The organism is Nitrococcus sp., from assembly GCF_059432795.1.
Genome location: NZ_JBXWZQ010000043.1, coordinates 1 through 15940 on the forward strand (window position 1 = coordinate 1; position 15940 = coordinate 15940).

The following is a 15940-nucleotide window of genomic DNA, read 5'->3' on the forward strand; positions in this document are numbered from 1 at the left end:
CCGCACGTTCCAAGCGCAATGACGAAAAGGATTCGGCACATCTCCCAGGCTGCTCGGCATACCTGTAGTGGTGCGCGACTGGGCGAGCAGCGGCGTGAGAAGCAATTTGCTAGGCCATTCCCTGGCATCGAAGAGGGAGGCGCGGAGCACATCCGCCGCGGGTCCATCGAGATTCGTGTGGGCCACGGCCTGATGCGCGGTCCGCTCGATTACCCTCCACACGGCACCGAGGCTGACGGTCTCGTACACCTGTGCCAGCGCATGGCCGATAGCCCGCAAATTCACCTGCAGCGCTAGCGTCTGAAAATAGGCCAATAAGGCCTGCGGGCACTGCAGAATCAATGTGTTCGGGCTGCTGCGGTCAATGCGGTAATCCGGCGCCGCCAGGCCAGCGGCCTCCAGCCATGGCTCATGGATCCGCAGCGTGTCGTGGTCACGCAGCACCAGGCGCGCCAAGCGACCGCCATCGAACTCCGCCAGCACGTTCTGCCCGTGCGCCTCCGGCATAACCCCGACACGAAAGCAAGCGAGGCCAATCTCACACAGCCGCAGCGCCAAATCCTCGAACAGCGCCAGAGCGGCGCTTGGACCGTATTCGCCACGCCGTGCCAGAATGTAATCGAACGCTGGCAGGCGACCGTCCGGCAGGATGACAGCGAAGCTCGCCATCGGAATTAGCTCGGCGCCGATCGGAGCGGGATAGCGGCGCAGATTGCAGGCGAGATGCCCCGGGTAGTCGGGCGGAAGCTCGCTTGCCGCGGGGACATGGCACCACCATAGGGTTTCGTCACACAGATCCATGCTTTCGGCGAGCACTGGATCCCGCGCTCGCAGTTCCATCAGCACACGCTGCGCCTGCGATCCGTTGTGGAGGTAGCGCGGTGGCAGCGGACGCAGCGCCCCGAGCGACGAGACCGCGAGCGAGAGCTTGAGGTGCAACCGTGGATCGCCTTCAGGCATGACGGTGCGAAGAGAGGCGCTCGGCTGCGCGTGGCACCGCTCGATCGGCAGCGGCACGATCTCCTCGCGAGCGATCTCCTCGGCGAAAAGTCGCGGGAGTGCGCAACGCGCCTGCCAGGGATGTGCCGGAATGGCCAGATAGTCGGCGGGGGCGAGGCCTTTTGCAAGCATTGCCGCGGCCAAAGCCTCGCGTTGTTCCTCGCAAAGCAGCCAGCTTGCCGGATCAGCGCTCGCGCAGGGCGCCTGCAGGACATGGGCTCGGCGCACCGCAATCCAGTGCAGGGGCCAACGGCGTGCGGCCTCGCCACTATAGCGGCGGTAATCGTCATCTGACCACTCACGCCGCGCGCGCGCCACCGGATGAAACGGCCGATCCCGCAACGCGGCTAGCCGCTCCCAGTCGGCAAGACTCAACTGCGCCTGCGCCAGATCGGCGGCAACGGCCGAAGCGGCGGATCGCGCGAGACGGCCCTGCCTCTCGGCGAGCCGCAAATCCGCGATCACGCGGGCTTGTCCCGGCTGATCGAGCTGGCTCTCGACGAACCAGGAGAGCACCTCTGCGGGCGAGAGGACACGGCAGCCCCCCACGGTGACGACGAGCACCGGCGGACGTGAACATCGCACCGATTGCAGCGGGTCCCCAGAGCATGCTCGGAAAACCAGGAACTCCTGCGAGGCCGAGCAGGTCACGAGCGCGTAGCGTTCAGCTCCGCCAAGCGGCAGCTCAGAGCACTCCAGACCGATCGGCGCGGTTTGCTGCACGCGGACACGCTCGCGGAGACCGAAGAGATTCTCCTGTAAGGCCGCATCCACCAGCTCACATAGGATAGTGTCGCGGCATTGATCGCGATGAGCCTCCGCGCTCGCGACGCCGCTCACGTCCGATGGCGAGAACATGATCCCCTCCTCAATACAAGTCGAGCCAGACGCCGGCCTTGGCCTCGCAGGCCTTTCGGTAGACGGCCTGGGCGCAGACGATGTCATCTACCGCCATTCCCATGGGATTGAGAAGGATGATCTCGTCTTCGCGCTCGCGTCCCGGACGTAGGCCAGTGACGATCTCTCCCATCTGGGCATGCAGCGCCTCGCGTGAAAACGATCCCTCCTGGACGAGTTGATGAATGATTTTCTTCTCGCGGTTCGCCTGATCCCAGTCATCGACGACTACTTTATCCGCTCGCAAAAACACCTCCTTATGCACGTCCATAACGGAGATGTTGCTGAGGAAAGCCCCCGGCCGCAGCCAGTCGTAGCGGATATAGGGGGTGTCGGTGACCGTACAGGGAATCACGACATCGGACGAGCGGATGGCAGACTCGGCGTCTTCCGCCAGTCGCACCCGCAGCTCCGGATAGCCCACGCGCAGTTCGCTTGCGAGGCGCTCGGCGGCCGCGGGACGCAGATCATGCAGATGAACATGGCGAATACCGGGGAACTGTTCCAGTAGCGTTCTCGCCTGCGCCCGGGCAATGGGTCCGCAGCCGATCAGCGCGACATCGGTGAATCCCGCCCGGGCCAGGTAACGCGCCGCCACACCCGTTACGGCCGCCGTGCGCATGGCGCTGATCAGTCCACCTTCCATGATGGCAATCGGATGATTGGTCTGCGCGTCGTTCAGGATGATGGTGGCGCTCGCCCGCTCCAGCGCAAAGCGCGACGGATTGTGCTGGCGGCTGCCAACCCACTTCAAGCCGGCGATCGGATCATCGCCGCCGATCCAGGCAGGCATTGCGATGATGCGATCGGCGATGTGCTCCGCCCCCGGCCAGCGCAGATAAGGCTTGAGGGGCTGCACGAACTCCCCGGCCGCATGGAGCGCGAAACCGCGCTCCAACGCCTCCATATAAAGGTCGGAGCGATCCGCGCCGAGGGCGACAAGATCATTTCGGCCGAGCCAGAGCACTCGCTGCGAGGCGGCTGGGCACGGTTCGGATAAATCGATGCGGGAATTGGCTTCCATGGGGGCGAGCTCCTCTCTCGATGCGAACATCCAGCGCAGCAGCAGCCATTCCAATGGCGTGTGCCACGTATGAATCTAATGATGCGATTTAAGAAGGGGGCTAAGACGCCTGCTGCCGCCGATTGTCGTCTTCCGGCAAGGACAATGGGACGCAAGCGGCGGCAGGCGCCAGCAAATGACGCCGTTCCAGTGGTGGCCAGTTCTGCGCGTAGACGGTATCGAGGTAACGGTCACCCCGGTCGGCGAGGAGTGTCAGCACCGTGGCTCCGCGCGCGAACGTGTGGCGGATTTTGTACACGCCGGCTATTACCGAGCCGGAGGAGCCGCCGGCAAAGATGCTCTCCTTCTCCACCAGCTCCCGGCAAACGCGGGTTGCCTCCCAGTCGGTCACATAAACGACTTCATCGATCTCTCGCCTGTCTAGCAGTTCCGGAGGACGGCTCGCGCCGATGCCAGGTAATTCCCGAGGTCCGGCCGCACCACCGAAAATCACCGAGCCCGCGGCGTCCACGGCGATCACCCGCAATCGGGGGTAGCTTCGCCGCAACCGGCGCGCCAGTCCGAGAATAGTGCCGGTAGTGCTGACACCGATTACCATGGCATCCAGCCGCGTATCACCGAGTGCCGCGACGATCTCCTCTCCCTCGCCGTGGTAGTGTGCCTCCCAGTTGCGGCAGTTTGCATATTGGTTAAGCCAAACCGCGTTCGGCATCGTACGAAGCAGGTGTTGCACGCGCGCGACGCGCGTGTGCAGGTAGCCGCCCTTTGCGTCCTGTTCGCTCACCATGTCGACGTTGGCGCCAAAGGCCTTGAGGATGTTCAAGTTGGTCTGGGATATCTTCGGATCCACCACACAGGTGAACCGCAGCCCATGGACATTGGCCAGCATTGCCAGTGCGATGCCAAGGTTACCGGAGGAACTCTCCACAAGGTGCGATCCCGCGGTGATGGTACCGTCCTTGAGCCCCTCTTCAATCAGATACTTGGCCGGTCGGTCTTTGACACTCCCCCCTGGGTTGAGCATCTCCAACTTAGCGATAACGCGGGGATTGTTCGGAAACAAACGGTTCAGAGCGACCAGCGGAGTGTGCCCGATGCAATCAGCTATTGACTTGTAGATCATTGGCTACCCTTCCGTGGAACGATGGTTAGGAAGGCCGAATCCGAGATTCACGCCGGTGCAGTACGATTCTCAGAACACGCCTTGACGAGAACGATAACGTCAATGAAAACGATTCGCAACAATAATATAAGACAGGCGTCCCGCTGTGCTGCGTTAGCGATGCAAAAGGACGGATAGGCCGTCAGCCGCGCCGAAAAAAGCCGCCATCCGGCAAACCGGGCGAGCCGCCGCTGTGAGGCCAAATTCGAAAAGAAGAGAGATGGCTAGGGCCAGAGGCCAGAGGCCAGAGGCCAGAGGCCAGAGGCCAGACTCCAAGGCAGGGTCATCACGATCGAGTGGGGAAACCGGCTTCCACGGCGGCGCGGTCAGCGGCTGGCAGCGCGCTCGATTCTCACGAGTTGCCGGCATGCTGCTGCCACCTCAGCGTAGACCGCCTCGGGATTGCTTTGGTAGCGGCGTGAGAAATGAAACGGCACCAACCGCCCGACTTGGGCGCTTGCGGCAATCTCGCCGCAGGCTCGCGCGGTAAGATGCCCCGTGCGTTGAGCCCGGCCGCGATCCGCCTCCAGAAAAGAGGCCTCGCAGAAAAAGACGTGAGCATCGGCGGCAAAGCGTCTCAGCGATTCACGATTCTCCGCGGTGTCTGCGAAGTCAGTGGCATAGACGAGCTTGAAGCCCGCCGCAGTGCGTGTCATGTCGTCCGCGAGCGTCGCCGCGCTCGCCCACGTACCGTCAGGAAGTTGAATCGCGCGCCCGCCCTGCTTGTTGCGTACCGCCGCCTTGAGTGACCTGAGCCATCCGCCGGGCGGCAGGCCGCTTGCAGCGAGCCGTTCTTTGCGTATGTGCACTTGCCTTGGCTGCTCGAAGGCGAATGCAAGCACGGGTGTACCGTGGTCGAGCGTGATGCCACGAACTTTGAACTCCGACTCGTCAAGCAGGATCCCTCGCGAATCGGTGATCTCCCCCAAATAGGTAGCGAGCGTCGCGCCGGCCTCGAGCCGCCAACGCAGCAGCCGCTCGCCGTGCACTTCCAGCACCTCGAAACGCGGTGCGCGCTCACCGATGCGGTCCCAAAGGATGCCCCTCAGCAAGCCCTCCACATGCTGTGCCAGACCCGGCGGGCCATACAGCCGACAGACGGGGAACGCCCCCAGCCGTGAACGCAGCAGCCACAAGAAGCCGCCGATATGATCGAGGTGGGCATGAGTGATGAAAACATCCGTTACCTGATGAGCGATGCGCGCCGGCAGGCGGACGGCGTCCCCCAAGTCGAACAATAGGCTGCGACGCTGCTGTCGCAGCCGCAGATGCAGCAGCGGATCGCCAATCACTCCGTTAACCAGCGTTGCGAATGCCGAACCGGCGTGAACCACATCAGCGACGCCGGGAACCGCGGCGACCACAGGCAGGACATCCGGTGGTGGACGGCCCCGCACAACCGCGCGTCCGAGCGGCTTCGCCGTTACCAGACAACCGTTGCGCTCACGCCTGGCATCGCGCACGAGGAGATACTCTGGCGCGGCGGCCGCTGGCCGTGGCGCGCGAAGTCGCAGCCGGTATCCCTCCAGCGCCACGATTTCACCCAAACGACGAGCGCCACGCGCATCGCCGAGACCGACTTGCCGGCCTCGCCAGGCCGACGGCACATCGATAGGCGGCGGCGTGCCAATCACCGCCAACTGCTCGAGGTCCGCAGTCAGCTCGCACGCGTTTGCGAGATAGGCAGCCCAGAGCCTGCTTCGGCTGGCTGTCCGCGCCAGTGGCGCCGTGCGAGCGATGCGGCGCGCGCTACCGAGCACTCGGACCTCTACCGAAAGTGCGCTCAATTCGTGCACCAAGGGCAGCACTCCATGGGCATCGACCAGCGCCACCACCAAATCGACTCTACTTCGCTGAACCAGTGCTTCCAGGAATTCTGCCGCCGGCGCTCCGCGCACCAGCCCGGGTGCATCCACAACCCGCACGGGAGCCGGATGGCGCGCGAGCACACGACCCGCTGCCATCATCAGCGGCAGCCGGAAGCGAGCGGCATCGAGGGAGCACACGGCCTCGAGGTCGAGCAGTCGCCAATCGCCATTGGTCCATTCAGCAAGATTAACGGCGCCGGGCGCGCCAAACCCCGGATTCCCGATATCTGCGCTGAGACAGCCAGAGGCTTGGCCTCGCTCATGCAGGGCCCGGCAAAGTTCCGCCGCCAGGTGCGTCTTACCGAGCCCGCCGGCACCGAAGAGCATAATGCGCGCATCGCTGCTCAACATGAGCTCAAGCAGCCCATCACGGGTTATGCCGCGGAAATTCGCTGAAATCGGGCTAGCCATGCCGTCGCGTCGGATTGGCCACATTGGCCGGCGCACGCCGTTGCGCTTCGGCGAAACAAGGAGGCCACCCGGCTGCCTGTGAAGCGGCGCTCAAGACGGTCGTCTCTTGGTACAATAGCAATTAATCACAAACGGCAAAGGTTTCCCGCCATGAGCCAGGAAGTGGATAGCTACGAAGAAGCCTCCGCGCAAACGGTGGAGCTGGGTAACCGGCTGGCCGATGACGAGACGGCAAACCCCGGGGAAATCGCGGACGGCCTGCTCGCCGGTGCCATCCAATACTGGCTTTACTCGCGCCAGCCGTGCGGAGATCCGAGCTGTGAAGACTGCACTGCGCTATGCACCGCAGACCGTCGCCTCGACGAGCTGCTCACGGTCGTTCGGGAGCTGGCGGAAACCAGTGAGTACTTCCACTCACCGCACGACCACGGCGCCGGCCGCGCCTAAGCGCATCAACAATCGAACGCGCGCCGGTATTCGATACCGCCCGTTCGGCTTTACCTCCAAGGTGCGCGAGGCAGTCCTTCGAATTGGCTCAAATCACGCGAGGCAACTTGCCCCACCCGCCCCTTCAGCCGTCAATGGCTCAGCGCCGGTCGAGTAGCGCGAAGGCGGAATAACCGCCACGCGCGATAAGCGGGCGAAAGCGCCACTCACCGTCAACCGGAATCCGCTTGCGAGGTCGAATCTGCGGTGAGCTGGCGCTCGAGCCCAACCGCGCTCAGAGCATGGCCACCACATCGCTTGCCTGAAGACCCTTGGGGCTCTCGACGATGTCGAATTCCACCCGTTGACCCTCCTGCAACGAGCGAAACCCCTCGCCCCGAATGGCCCGAAAATGCACGAACACGTCCGGCCCCTGCTCCTGACTGATAAAACCGTATCCCTTCGAGTCGTCGAACCACTTGACGACACCGCTATAACGCTCCGACATGAATAAAACCTCTACGCAGCAGGCCGTTTACACAACCGTATGCCCTCTCGATCCGGCACAGACACGGTGCTCACCCTTTGGACTCTGAAAGCCGTCGTGCTTGCTCGGCACACCGGAGCGCTCCGCGCCTGCGGGCCACGGGGTGTCAAGGCAAGCATAGAACAGAATTCACCCATAGCGTAATCGCCGGAGCGTGTTCCGAAACCCGACCTGCACCGGACAACATCGGGCATTTCAAGCGCCCGGAGATTGGGACGATAATCCACTGCCAATGAGAGGTAGCGCTCGAGCGCATAGTCACCGGGATTTCGCGGCAACCGCTCCGGTGGCTCCACAAGCCGGTTGTCCTCCCTCAAGCATCCCCTTGGCTCGTTCGAGCTCAGGCTTGCGGATTGACCAGAATCCGGCCGCGCACCTGCCCTTTGAGCAGCTTATCGACATACTCATCGATCTGGCCCAGATGGATTTCCCTGGCGATCGCATCGTAGCGATTGGGACGCCAGTCCCGCGCGAGCCTCTCCCATGTGCGCTCCCGCTGATCCCGAGGAGTATTCTGCGAGGAGACGCCCAACAAGCTGAGGGAGCGCAGGATAAAAGGAAGCACGCTCGTGTGCAGCTCCGCTGACGCCACCATCCCGCAACAGGCGACGCTGCCGCGATGACGGACGGCCTTGAGCGTCGCGGCCAGAAAATCACCACCAACCGTGTCGACCGCTGCCGCCCAGCGTGATTTGAGCAACGGACGAGCACTGTGGTCGAGCAATTGCTCGCGGGGAATGACCTCTTCAGCGCCCAAGCCACGCAGCCAGTCCGTGGCGTCTTGCTTGCCCGTGGCAGCGACTACCCGGTAACCTCCAGCGCTCAGCATGCTCACGGCCAGACTGCCAACGCCGCCGCTGGCGCCGGTGACCAATACCTCACCGTTCTCGGGATGCACATCGTGCGCTTCAAGGGCGTGGATACATAAGGCCGCCGTGAATCCGGCCGTGCCGCATATCATTGCCTGGCGTAGCGTTAGTCCTGCGGGGCAACGTACCACCCACGCAGCCGGCACACGCACATAGCCGGCAAAGCCCCCGTCCGTGTTCATTCCGAGATCGTAGCCGGTAACGATCACAGCGTCTCCGACCTGCCAGTCTGGACTCCCGCTCTGCGCCACGGTACCGGCACAATCGATTCCCGGCGTATGCGGGTAGCTCTCGGTAATGCCTTTTGCGCCGGTAGCCGACAGTGCGTCTTTGTAGTTCAAGCTGGAATAATGCACGCGCACGAGCACGTCACCGTCGGGCAAATCGGCGGTGCTCAACGTGCGAATGCTGGAGACATAGCGTCCCTGATCGGTCCTCTCGATGCGAAAGGCACGAAACTGCTCGCTGCTCATGCTCTCCTCGACGCTTCAGCGCTCACGCGTGGAACTCTTTGCTGCCACATACCGGTCCCGCTCAGCTTAGAAAAAGCGCATAGGCGGGATGCATGCTCTCATCCCGATAACGATAGCCGAGCTTGTCGAGGGAAGCGCGGAATTTACCTCGCTCTCCCTGCGGGACCTGAATACCGACCAGCACACGTCCATAATCGGCACCGTGATTGCGATAATGGAACAAGCTGATGTTCCATCGCTTGCTGAGCTGGCGCAGGAACTTGAGTAACGCCCCGGGACGCTCGGGGAATTCAAAATGATAAATTATCTCATCCTGCACTTTGTGGCCGCGGCCGCCGACCATATGCCGCAGATGAACCTTCGCCATTTCGTCCGCGGTCAAATCAAGTACCGGATAGCCGCGCTCGCGCAGTAGCCGAATCAGCTCGTCCTTCTCCTCGAGCCCGTCATTGAGTGCGATTCCGGCGAACACGTGAGCCTCGACCGGATCCGCGTAGCGGTAGTTGAACTCAGTTATGGAACGCGAGCCGATGGTCTCGCAGAAGGTCCGGAAACTGCCGGGGCGCTCGGGAATCGTTACGGCCAGCACCGCCTCTCGATGCTCGCCCAGCTCGGCCCGTTCCGCCACGTGGGAGAGGCGCCCGAAATTCATATTGGCGCCGGAATTGACCGCCACAAGCGTCTGATCACGCACGCCGTGTGTCTCGACATATTGCTTCAAACCGGCAACCGCCAATGCCCCGGCCGGCTCCACGATGGAACGGGTATCATCGAAAATATCCTTGATGGCGGCGCAAACCTCATCGGTGGAGACAAGAATACACTCATCGACCATCTGCTTCGCGATACGAAAGGTTTCCTTGCCGATTTGCCTCACCGCCACACCGTCCACGAAGATCCCAACATCGTCCAGCACCACCCGACGGCCAGCTGAAATGGCGCGTTGCAGAGTCGGAGCGTCCTCCGGCTCGACACTTACGATCTTGACATCGGGCCGGACCTGTTTGACGTAAGCGGCGATACCGGCGATCAGGCCGCCGCCGCCAACCGGAACGAAAATCGCCTGCAGCGGATGGGCATTCTGGCTGAGAATCTCCATGCCGACGGTACCCTGGCCCGCAATCACATCCGGATCATCGTAGGGGGGGATATACGTGAGCCCCCGTTCGGCCACGAGCCGTTCCGCGTGATCTCTGGCCTGATCGTAGCTGTCGCCGTGTAGGATAACGCGGCCCCCGAGGCCGCGAACCGCATTGATCTTTATTCCGGGGGTCGTTCGCGGCATAACGATCGTGGCCTTGATACCCAGGCGCCGGGCCGACAAGGCGACACCTTGCGCATGGTTCCCTGCCGAGGAGCAGATCACGCCGTGCTCCAGCTGCTCATGCCCGAGCCGCAGGATTTTGTTGTAGGCGCCGCGGATTTTGAAGGAGAAGACCGGCTGGAGGTCTTCACGTTTCAACATGACCCGGTTGCCGAGCCGCGCCGAGAGATTCGCCGCGCCTTCCAGCGGCGTCTGGCGGGCGAGGTCGTAGATGCCTGCGGTGAGAATTTTCTGCAGATAATCCTTCATTTCCCTGCTCTTCCGGCGACGCGCCCCAAGGCTGAACTCAAACGCCCGAGTCCGGCTGGAGCGCTGGCTAAGACGTTGACCTTCAACGCGATACTGTCACCGTGTATGCTATATGTAATGCTTTTGTTCGAGGAACCGGACCATGGCTTCAGATCAGGGTAAAAAGGCCGCCGCCGAGGCTGCGTTGTCGCATGTGCAGCGCGCCGGCATCGTAGGTGTAGGTACCGGCTCAACCGTGAACCTTTTCATTGATGCACTAGTATCCATAAAAGGCGCCGTTGAGGCCGTCGTTTCCAGCTCGGAGGCATCGACCGAGCGGCTTCGCCGCCACGGCTTTGATGTGCGCGAATTGAACATGGTGGATGATCTTCCCGTGTATGTAGACGGTGCCGATGAAATAAATCGACATTTGCAAATGATCAAGGGCGGAGGCGGCGCATTGACCCGCGAGAAAATCATCGCCGCCGTCAGCCGTCGTTTCATTTGCATTGCCGATGCGTCCAAGCGCGTCGACGTATTGGGAGATTTCCCACTACCGATTGAGGTCATTCCGATGGCGCGCAGCTATGTGGCGCGCGAGATGGTGAAGCTTGGAGGCTGGCCCGTACTGCGGGAAGGCTTTACTACCGATAATGGCAATCTGATCCTGGATGTGCGCAATCTGCAGATCATGGAGCCGATCCATTTAGAGCAAACCATCAACAATATTCCCGGCGTAGTAACGGTCGGAATTTTTGCACTTCGCCCCGCCGACGTGCTCCTTTTAGGCACCGACGGTGGGGTCGAGACGCTCACCGCCTCCTGATGCGAACGCGAGTATCGGAAGTCAGCCGACGGCAGATTCGGTTTCCGAACCCGTCGTCGAGCGATAAGCCGCAATCCGGATACGTTTGTTAGACGGCCGACATGGACTTTCAACGGCTGCTTATTATCGTTGGTATCGGCCTCTTGGTGGCGGGGCTACTCTGGCCGCTACTCACGAAACTCGGGCTCGGCCGCCTGCCGGGTGACATCGCCATCAAGAAGGATCATTTTACTTTCTATTTCCCGATCGCCACTTCGATTGTTGTAAGCTTGTTGCTGACGCTGATCCTCTGGTTGTTTCGCAAGTGAATACCCCTATCTGCAGCAAGGGCGACGGCCACAAGCTGTCCGCCGCCTCCTACACTTGCCTGATCCTTTCTCGACACACTGGGGCTGCGGGCGCATCGAGGTCTCGCGATGCGGCGCTGCGTGAGACCTAACACGCGCCAGTTGGGCTGCCTTGAGCGAACCGCCTTGGGGCCGAGCCTGAAAAGCAAAGAGAGGTGCTGAATTTTAGAGGGGGCGAGGATACGCTCGGATCAGGTGCCCTGCTGGCGGCCCTTGGCAGTGTCATGCTCGTGCGAGCCACACGCAGAAAGGGGAACGCCCTCTTGATAAGCTCGGGTGCCGTCGGTGTAAAAATCATTCTTCCAGATCGGCACCCGCTGCTTCAGCGTGTCGATAGCCCACTCGGCGGCGTCGAATGCATCGCCTCGATGCGCCGAGCGTACGACGATAACAACACTCGCTTCCCCGATCGCAAGCGCCCCGATCCGATGCACAATCCGACACTCGGCCACACCGAAGCGGCGTTTCGTCTCGTCTTCCAGTTCCTGCAGCACCCGCTCCGCCAAGGGCTTATAGGCGGTATACTCCATGCGCTCCACTTGGCGGCCGCGGTGATGATTACGCACGACGCCCTCGAAGACGATCAACGCCCCGCAGGCGGGATTTTCCGTCTCACGCTTGAGGATCTCCGCATCGAGAACCTGATCCGTGATGTGCTCCATGTTAACCCTCCTTAACCACCGCTCACCGGCGGCAGCAGGACCAGCGGAGCATCCCCATTCACCATTTCCGAGCGTGGAATCACCTCATCGCCTATCGCACAGGCGATGCGCGGCAAATGTGCCTGCAGCGCCGGAATCCGCTCGCCAAGCTCTTCCAGGATATGCGCCACACGACTTGGCGTGTCGATGGGAAGCTCTAGCGCTTCTCCGCCGACCGCCTCCTGCAGAACCCCGTAGAACTCGATTCGCATACCTTGCTCTTCAGCCTCCCAAGCCATGCATGGAAATGGCTCGCTCGACGTAGCCCTTACTCTCGACGAAACCGCGTCCCTTCCGCCAGACCGCGCCACGAATGATCTGCTCCAGCTCCTCCCGCGAAGCCCCGGTACGCAAAGGCTCCTTCAGATCGGTGCACACCGGCGAGAACAAACAAGGGTAGATCTCGCCGGTGGACGTTACACGCACCCGGTCGCAGCTGCCGCAAAACGGATTGGAAATGGTGGAGATAATGCCGAGGCGGTATTCCCCGTCCATCCGATAATACGTAGCGGGTTCGCGCGTACGCGGCAGGCGCTCGACGATGAAATGCTGCTTCAGCGCGGTGATGATCTCTTCCTCCGTGAACACCTTGTTGGGCTGCCAGCCGCCACGCGCATCGAGCGGCATGAACTCGATGAATCGAAGCGAGATACCTTCGCCCATGGCCCATTGAGTCAACGGAACCACGTCCTCCTCATTCTCGCCGCGGATCGCGACGGCGTTGAGCTTCATCGAAAGCCCGGCATCCCGGCTTGCCCGTATACCGCGCAGCACCGGCTCGAGCTCGCCACCCCCGGTCATCTTTCGAAAACGTTCCGGGTCGATGGAATCGATGCTGATGTTGACATCATCGAGCCCCGCGGCAACCAGCGCCGCGGCATGGCGGTCCAGCAGGGAGGCGTTGCTCGTCATGGAAATGCGCTCCAAGCCCAGGGGTCGCAGCTCGTTGAGTCGCTCGATGAAGTCCGGAACACCCCGGCGCACCAGCGGTTCCCCACCCGTGAGCCGGATATTGGTGACACCCATGCGCGAGACGAACAGCCGCGCGATTCCCCACAATTCCTCGAAGCTAAGGAGCTCGTGGCGAGGTGTCCACTTGGGATCCTCTGGCATGCAGTAACCGCAGCGGAAATTGCACCGATCCGTCAGGGACAGTCGGAGCTTGCGCTTGCTTCGACCGAAGCGATCAACGAGGGTATCGCCCTCACGAGTCGCCTCCTCGGCCCGTTGCCACGTGTCACGGTCACGACTAGGGTCAAAAGCCATTCGCATATTGGATCTCCCGATGGCCACCGTCAGCCCATTCGGTAGGTTTTACAACAGTATTTATGGGTTCCCATACCCTCTCGAAGCCGAATCCCGTCGCCCGTTCAGGAAACCCGTTACTACTGGGCGTATGATACCTTACCTTGGCATTTTCCTCCAGCCAGCACGTAAGGCCGTCAGCAGGAAAGCGCGCTTCCTGCTGACGGTTCGCAGCCCTTGTTCCCAGCGGATCGAAACGCCGCTGCCGGCGGCGAATCGCTGGATGCGCCTTATGACGCTTGGGAGTATTTACGTGCCGGGGGTGGACTCGTCTGCAGCGACTCCTCCACGCCCTCCTCTTCGGTAGACTCCTCTGTGCCGGGCCGTGTCTTGCTGATTGCCCACAAGAAGGTGCCTACCCAGCCGATCAGTGTCCAGCCGAGCAACAGATTGAATAAACCGATCATGGAACGGCGGTGGTGATGACGCAATGCCGCGATAAACCACGGCATAAAATACAGGAGGCCGCCGGCCACGAGGATAATGAGCATTGGAAGATCTAGTGCGTTGAAGTTCATGGCAATCCACCCTTTCGCCAATAACTGCACCGGATTCATTCCCAAAGCTTAGCAGTCGCGCAATCCTATGCCAGGGGTACCTCCCATGTCGCCGGCGGGAGTCCGCCTCTTTTCACACGCAAGCGCTGCCGCGGTGGACCTCGTCAGCAAGCTCAGCCGTCAACGGCGCTCGGCATCCCAAACGATGATGTGTCCCGGGCGCACCAGCGTCGAGATCCACTGCAGCACGTCTTCGACCGTTTCCGGTTCATCGAAAAACTCCACTACCAGAGGCAAATCGGCGCGCAGACGTAACAAGTCCGCCGAGTGAATCTGCCCGTGCGTGCCAAAGCCGACGATACCTCGGAACACGGTAACCCCGTGAACTTTGTGCTCGTCCTGCAGCCGCCGCACGATCTCGTGCATGAGGTTATGGTGGTTGACTTTATCGATCTCGCTAATGTATATGCGCGCCACCTTGACTCGCACGCTCATGGTCTTCTCCTGCCCGGATTCGCATCCGCAGAGTTCGTTCAGAAGTTCCTCGCGACATATACCGCAGCGAAAGCCGCAATCATTCCAAGCCCGATCGACAGCCCCAGGTAGACCGCGGCCTTACCGGCCTGACCGTCTTCAACGAGCAGCAGCGCCTCCATGATGAAGGTCGAGAACGTAGTGAACGCGCCGAGCCCGCCGGTCATAATCCCGGTCCGAACGGCCGGCGAGATTGTCACGCGCTCCAGCGTCTGGATAAAAACAAACGCGAGGAGGAACGTACCCAATAAATTGACGATCAGTGTCGCGAGCGGAAAGTCCTGGCCGTAAAAGCTTTGAATAAACCGGGTCAAGCCATAACGAGCGTAGACTCCGAGGATTCCGCCAATGGCAAGCGCGAGGTAAGTAGCCATGAATCCATGAATTCCTTATTTGATCGGTGACAGAAGTAGCGCACACAAAATACGCAGATGTGACTCCGCGCTCAAAGCCGCCCCGACGTCTCGCCCACAAGGTGCAAGCAGTCGAGAGACAACACAGCACCTTAGTCCTCTAGTGCTGCCACAGCTCGCCGACAGCCAACAGAGCTGTCCCGCTACCGCCGCACCCCTTTTGCGCCACCCTGGCGAATTTGGCCATGCGGCCAATAACGCAGATCACTCCCGCGCTCGATGAGACCGATGACCTAATGCATCCAGTAAAAGTGCGCAAGCAAGCTTCCGATTGCCTGAGATCGGATCATCGATAATGCGCTACGATACGCCATTATAGGTTAGCCGCCCGACACGGCGTGGCAACTCGCCCATCTTCCAAAGCGATCTGCGCCCACGGGTCAAGTGACTGAGGCGATACCGAATCGGACGAGGGTGCGCGCTATCCGAGCTTGATCAGAAGGGTATGTAAGAAGCCAATGACGAAGACCAATCCATGCCATTCTACCGGCTAGGTGCCGACCGGCTCACCGCGCGGTTCGGTTACCGGCTAGGCAAACCCCCTTCGGTGACGACCCGCCCTTCGCCAACCGGGAACGGGTCACTTGCGCCGCGCCAAACCAAGGTCAGCCTTTGCAGCTTGTATCCCCCGAGCGTCACCGCTAGCGAGCGCCGGCACCGGTTACGGCAATACGCTCGACAACGCCTATCATGCCATGGTCAGAGTTGGTTTGAAGCGCCTACCTGACTAAAAAGTATTCCTCGAAGCCGAGAATCTGGTGTTCGAACCACAGTGATCGCGTTTTCATCCTTCGAGCGTCACAACGTGCCGTCCCTTGATTTTGACGCTTGGCCCGAATGCCGTCAGACTCTGAGTAATGGGCATCCCTGCCCGCCCCCATAAAGTCCCTTGAAAATAGGCTATCCCCCGCATTTACCGATTAATGTGCAATACTTCACATTAATGGCGAAGGCGTTCATGGCAGCGGCTTCCGGGCGGCTGTAAAATTCGCACTTTCCTAGCCACTCAGCGAAGCGAGCTCTCGTACAAGTCCCCGCACATGAAAATCGGGCTCGGCCTCACCGTTCTGGCAGGACTTGTGCTCGCCG

Annotated in this window: 15 protein-coding genes and 1 pseudogene; 3 read left to right on the forward strand and 13 right to left on the reverse strand. The window is 61.3% G+C overall.

Features of this window, described 5'->3' with window-relative positions; all coding sequences use genetic code 11:
• From AC52Q4_RS03560 to AC52Q4_RS03575, 4 genes are all read right to left on the reverse strand, one after another.
• Window positions 1-1857: IucA/IucC family protein (locus tag AC52Q4_RS03560; protein ID WP_495535428.1), on the reverse strand; the 1857-nt coding region annotated here is incomplete at its 3' end.
• 10 nt (window positions 1858-1867) lie between these two features.
• A complete protein-coding gene (gene sbnB / locus AC52Q4_RS03565) occupies window positions 1868-2974 on the reverse strand; it encodes a 2,3-diaminopropionate biosynthesis protein SbnB (RefSeq protein WP_495535429.1) in 1107 nt (368 codons plus the stop codon).
• Between the two features lie 46 nt (window positions 2975-3020).
• Window positions 3021-4043 (reverse strand): 2,3-diaminopropionate biosynthesis protein SbnA, encoded by a 1023-nt coding sequence (gene sbnA / locus AC52Q4_RS03570; protein WP_495535430.1) that lies wholly within the window; start codon window positions 4041-4043, stop codon window positions 3021-3023.
• Between the two features lie 365 nt (window positions 4044-4408).
• Window positions 4409-6361 carry an MBL fold metallo-hydrolase gene (locus tag AC52Q4_RS03575; protein WP_495535431.1) on the reverse strand — a complete coding sequence of 651 codons (1953 nt, stop codon included), beginning with the start codon at window positions 6359-6361 and terminating at the stop codon, window positions 4409-4411.
• Window positions 6362-6511: 150 nt separating this feature from the next.
• Between AC52Q4_RS03575 and AC52Q4_RS03580 the strand changes: the two genes are divergently transcribed.
• The gene (locus tag AC52Q4_RS03580) at window positions 6512-6808 is read left to right on the forward strand and encodes a hypothetical protein (protein ID WP_495535432.1); all 297 of its coding nucleotides are present in this window, start codon (window positions 6512-6514) and stop codon (window positions 6806-6808) included.
• A gap of 274 nt (window positions 6809-7082) precedes the next feature.
• On the opposite strand, the gene AC52Q4_RS03585 is transcribed toward AC52Q4_RS03580, so the two are convergent.
• The 3 genes and pseudogenes from AC52Q4_RS03585 to ilvA form a co-directional block, all read right to left on the reverse strand.
• Window positions 7083-7295 (reverse strand): cold-shock protein, encoded by a 213-nt coding sequence (locus tag AC52Q4_RS03585; RefSeq protein ID WP_495535433.1) that lies wholly within the window; start codon window positions 7293-7295, stop codon window positions 7083-7085.
• Between the two features lie 379 nt (window positions 7296-7674).
• A complete protein-coding gene (locus AC52Q4_RS03590; protein ID WP_495535434.1) occupies window positions 7675-8676 on the reverse strand; it encodes a YhdH/YhfP family quinone oxidoreductase in 1002 nt (333 codons plus the stop codon).
• 61 nt (window positions 8677-8737) lie between these two features.
• A pseudogene (gene ilvA / locus AC52Q4_RS03595) lies at window positions 8738-10255 on the reverse strand (threonine ammonia-lyase, biosynthetic); the annotation flags it as partial.
• A gap of 136 nt (window positions 10256-10391) precedes the next feature.
• Between ilvA and rpiA the strand changes: the two are divergent.
• Window positions 10392-11054: a ribose-5-phosphate isomerase RpiA gene (rpiA, locus tag AC52Q4_RS03600; protein ID WP_495535435.1), complete on the forward strand. Its 663-nt coding sequence runs from the start codon at window positions 10392-10394 to the stop codon at window positions 11052-11054.
• A gap of 101 nt (window positions 11055-11155) precedes the next feature.
• A complete protein-coding gene (locus AC52Q4_RS03605; protein WP_495535436.1) occupies window positions 11156-11362 on the forward strand; it encodes a DUF2905 domain-containing protein in 207 nt (68 codons plus the stop codon).
• 230 nt (window positions 11363-11592) lie between these two features.
• Here AC52Q4_RS03605 and AC52Q4_RS03610 read toward each other — a convergent pair whose 3' ends face one another.
• From AC52Q4_RS03610 to AC52Q4_RS03635, 6 genes are all read right to left on the reverse strand, one after another.
• Window positions 11593-12063 carry a molybdenum cofactor biosynthesis protein MoaE gene (locus AC52Q4_RS03610; protein WP_495535437.1) on the reverse strand — a complete coding sequence of 157 codons (471 nt, stop codon included), beginning with the start codon at window positions 12061-12063 and terminating at the stop codon, window positions 11593-11595.
• Window positions 12064-12074: 11 nt separating this feature from the next.
• On the reverse strand, window positions 12075-12341 hold the full coding sequence (locus AC52Q4_RS03615; RefSeq protein ID WP_495535438.1) for a MoaD/ThiS family protein: 267 nt from the start codon (window positions 12339-12341) through the stop codon (window positions 12075-12077).
• The gene (gene moaA, locus AC52Q4_RS03620; RefSeq protein ID WP_495535439.1) at window positions 12325-13368 is read right to left on the reverse strand and encodes a GTP 3',8-cyclase MoaA; all 1044 of its coding nucleotides are present in this window, start codon (window positions 13366-13368) and stop codon (window positions 12325-12327) included. The genes AC52Q4_RS03615 and moaA overlap by 17 nt, the downstream gene beginning before the upstream one ends.
• A gap of 269 nt (window positions 13369-13637) precedes the next feature.
• A complete protein-coding gene (locus AC52Q4_RS03625; RefSeq protein ID WP_495535440.1) occupies window positions 13638-13964 on the reverse strand; it encodes a superinfection immunity protein in 327 nt (108 codons plus the stop codon).
• A 120-nt stretch (window positions 13965-14084) separates the two neighbouring features.
• Window positions 14085-14399 (reverse strand): DUF190 domain-containing protein, encoded by a 315-nt coding sequence (locus AC52Q4_RS03630; protein WP_495535441.1) that lies wholly within the window; start codon window positions 14397-14399, stop codon window positions 14085-14087.
• 38 nt (window positions 14400-14437) lie between these two features.
• Complete coding sequence (locus tag AC52Q4_RS03635) at window positions 14438-14812, reverse strand: fluoride efflux transporter FluC (protein WP_495535442.1); 375 nt, start codon at window positions 14810-14812, stop codon at window positions 14438-14440.
• Between the last annotated feature and the right edge of the window lie 1128 nt (window positions 14813-15940).

Excerpts from the sequence above, each read along its gene's own strand:
- AC52Q4_RS03625 (WP_495535440.1), bottom strand. The coding sequence starts at position 13,964 with ATGAATCCGGTGCAGTTATTGGCGAAAGGGTGGATTGCCATGAACTTC.
- AC52Q4_RS03590 (WP_495535434.1), bottom strand. The coding sequence starts at position 8,676 with ATGAGCAGCGAGCAGTTTCGTGCCTTTCGCATCGAGAGGACCGATCAG.
- AC52Q4_RS03630 (WP_495535441.1), bottom strand. The coding sequence starts at position 14,399 with ATGAGCGTGCGAGTCAAGGTGGCGCGCATATACATTAGCGAGATCGAT.
- moaA (WP_495535439.1), bottom strand. The coding sequence starts at position 13,368 with ATGGCTTTTGACCCTAGTCGTGACCGTGACACGTGGCAACGGGCCGAG.
- AC52Q4_RS03615 (WP_495535438.1), bottom strand. The coding sequence starts at position 12,341 with ATGGCTTGGGAGGCTGAAGAGCAAGGTATGCGAATCGAGTTCTACGGG.
- AC52Q4_RS03605 (WP_495535436.1), top strand. The coding sequence starts at position 11,156 with ATGGACTTTCAACGGCTGCTTATTATCGTTGGTATCGGCCTCTTGGTG.
- AC52Q4_RS03585 (WP_495535433.1), bottom strand. The coding sequence starts at position 7,295 with ATGTCGGAGCGTTATAGCGGTGTCGTCAAGTGGTTCGACGACTCGAAG.
- AC52Q4_RS03575 (WP_495535431.1), bottom strand. The coding sequence starts at position 6,361 with ATGGCTAGCCCGATTTCAGCGAATTTCCGCGGCATAACCCGTGATGGG.
- rpiA (WP_495535435.1), top strand. The coding sequence starts at position 10,392 with ATGGCTTCAGATCAGGGTAAAAAGGCCGCCGCCGAGGCTGCGTTGTCG.
- AC52Q4_RS03610 (WP_495535437.1), bottom strand. The coding sequence starts at position 12,063 with ATGGAGCACATCACGGATCAGGTTCTCGATGCGGAGATCCTCAAGCGT.
- AC52Q4_RS03580 (WP_495535432.1), top strand. The coding sequence starts at position 6,512 with ATGAGCCAGGAAGTGGATAGCTACGAAGAAGCCTCCGCGCAAACGGTG.
- sbnA (WP_495535430.1), bottom strand. The coding sequence starts at position 4,043 with ATGATCTACAAGTCAATAGCTGATTGCATCGGGCACACTCCGCTGGTC.
- AC52Q4_RS03635 (WP_495535442.1), bottom strand. The coding sequence starts at position 14,812 with ATGGCTACTTACCTCGCGCTTGCCATTGGCGGAATCCTCGGAGTCTAC.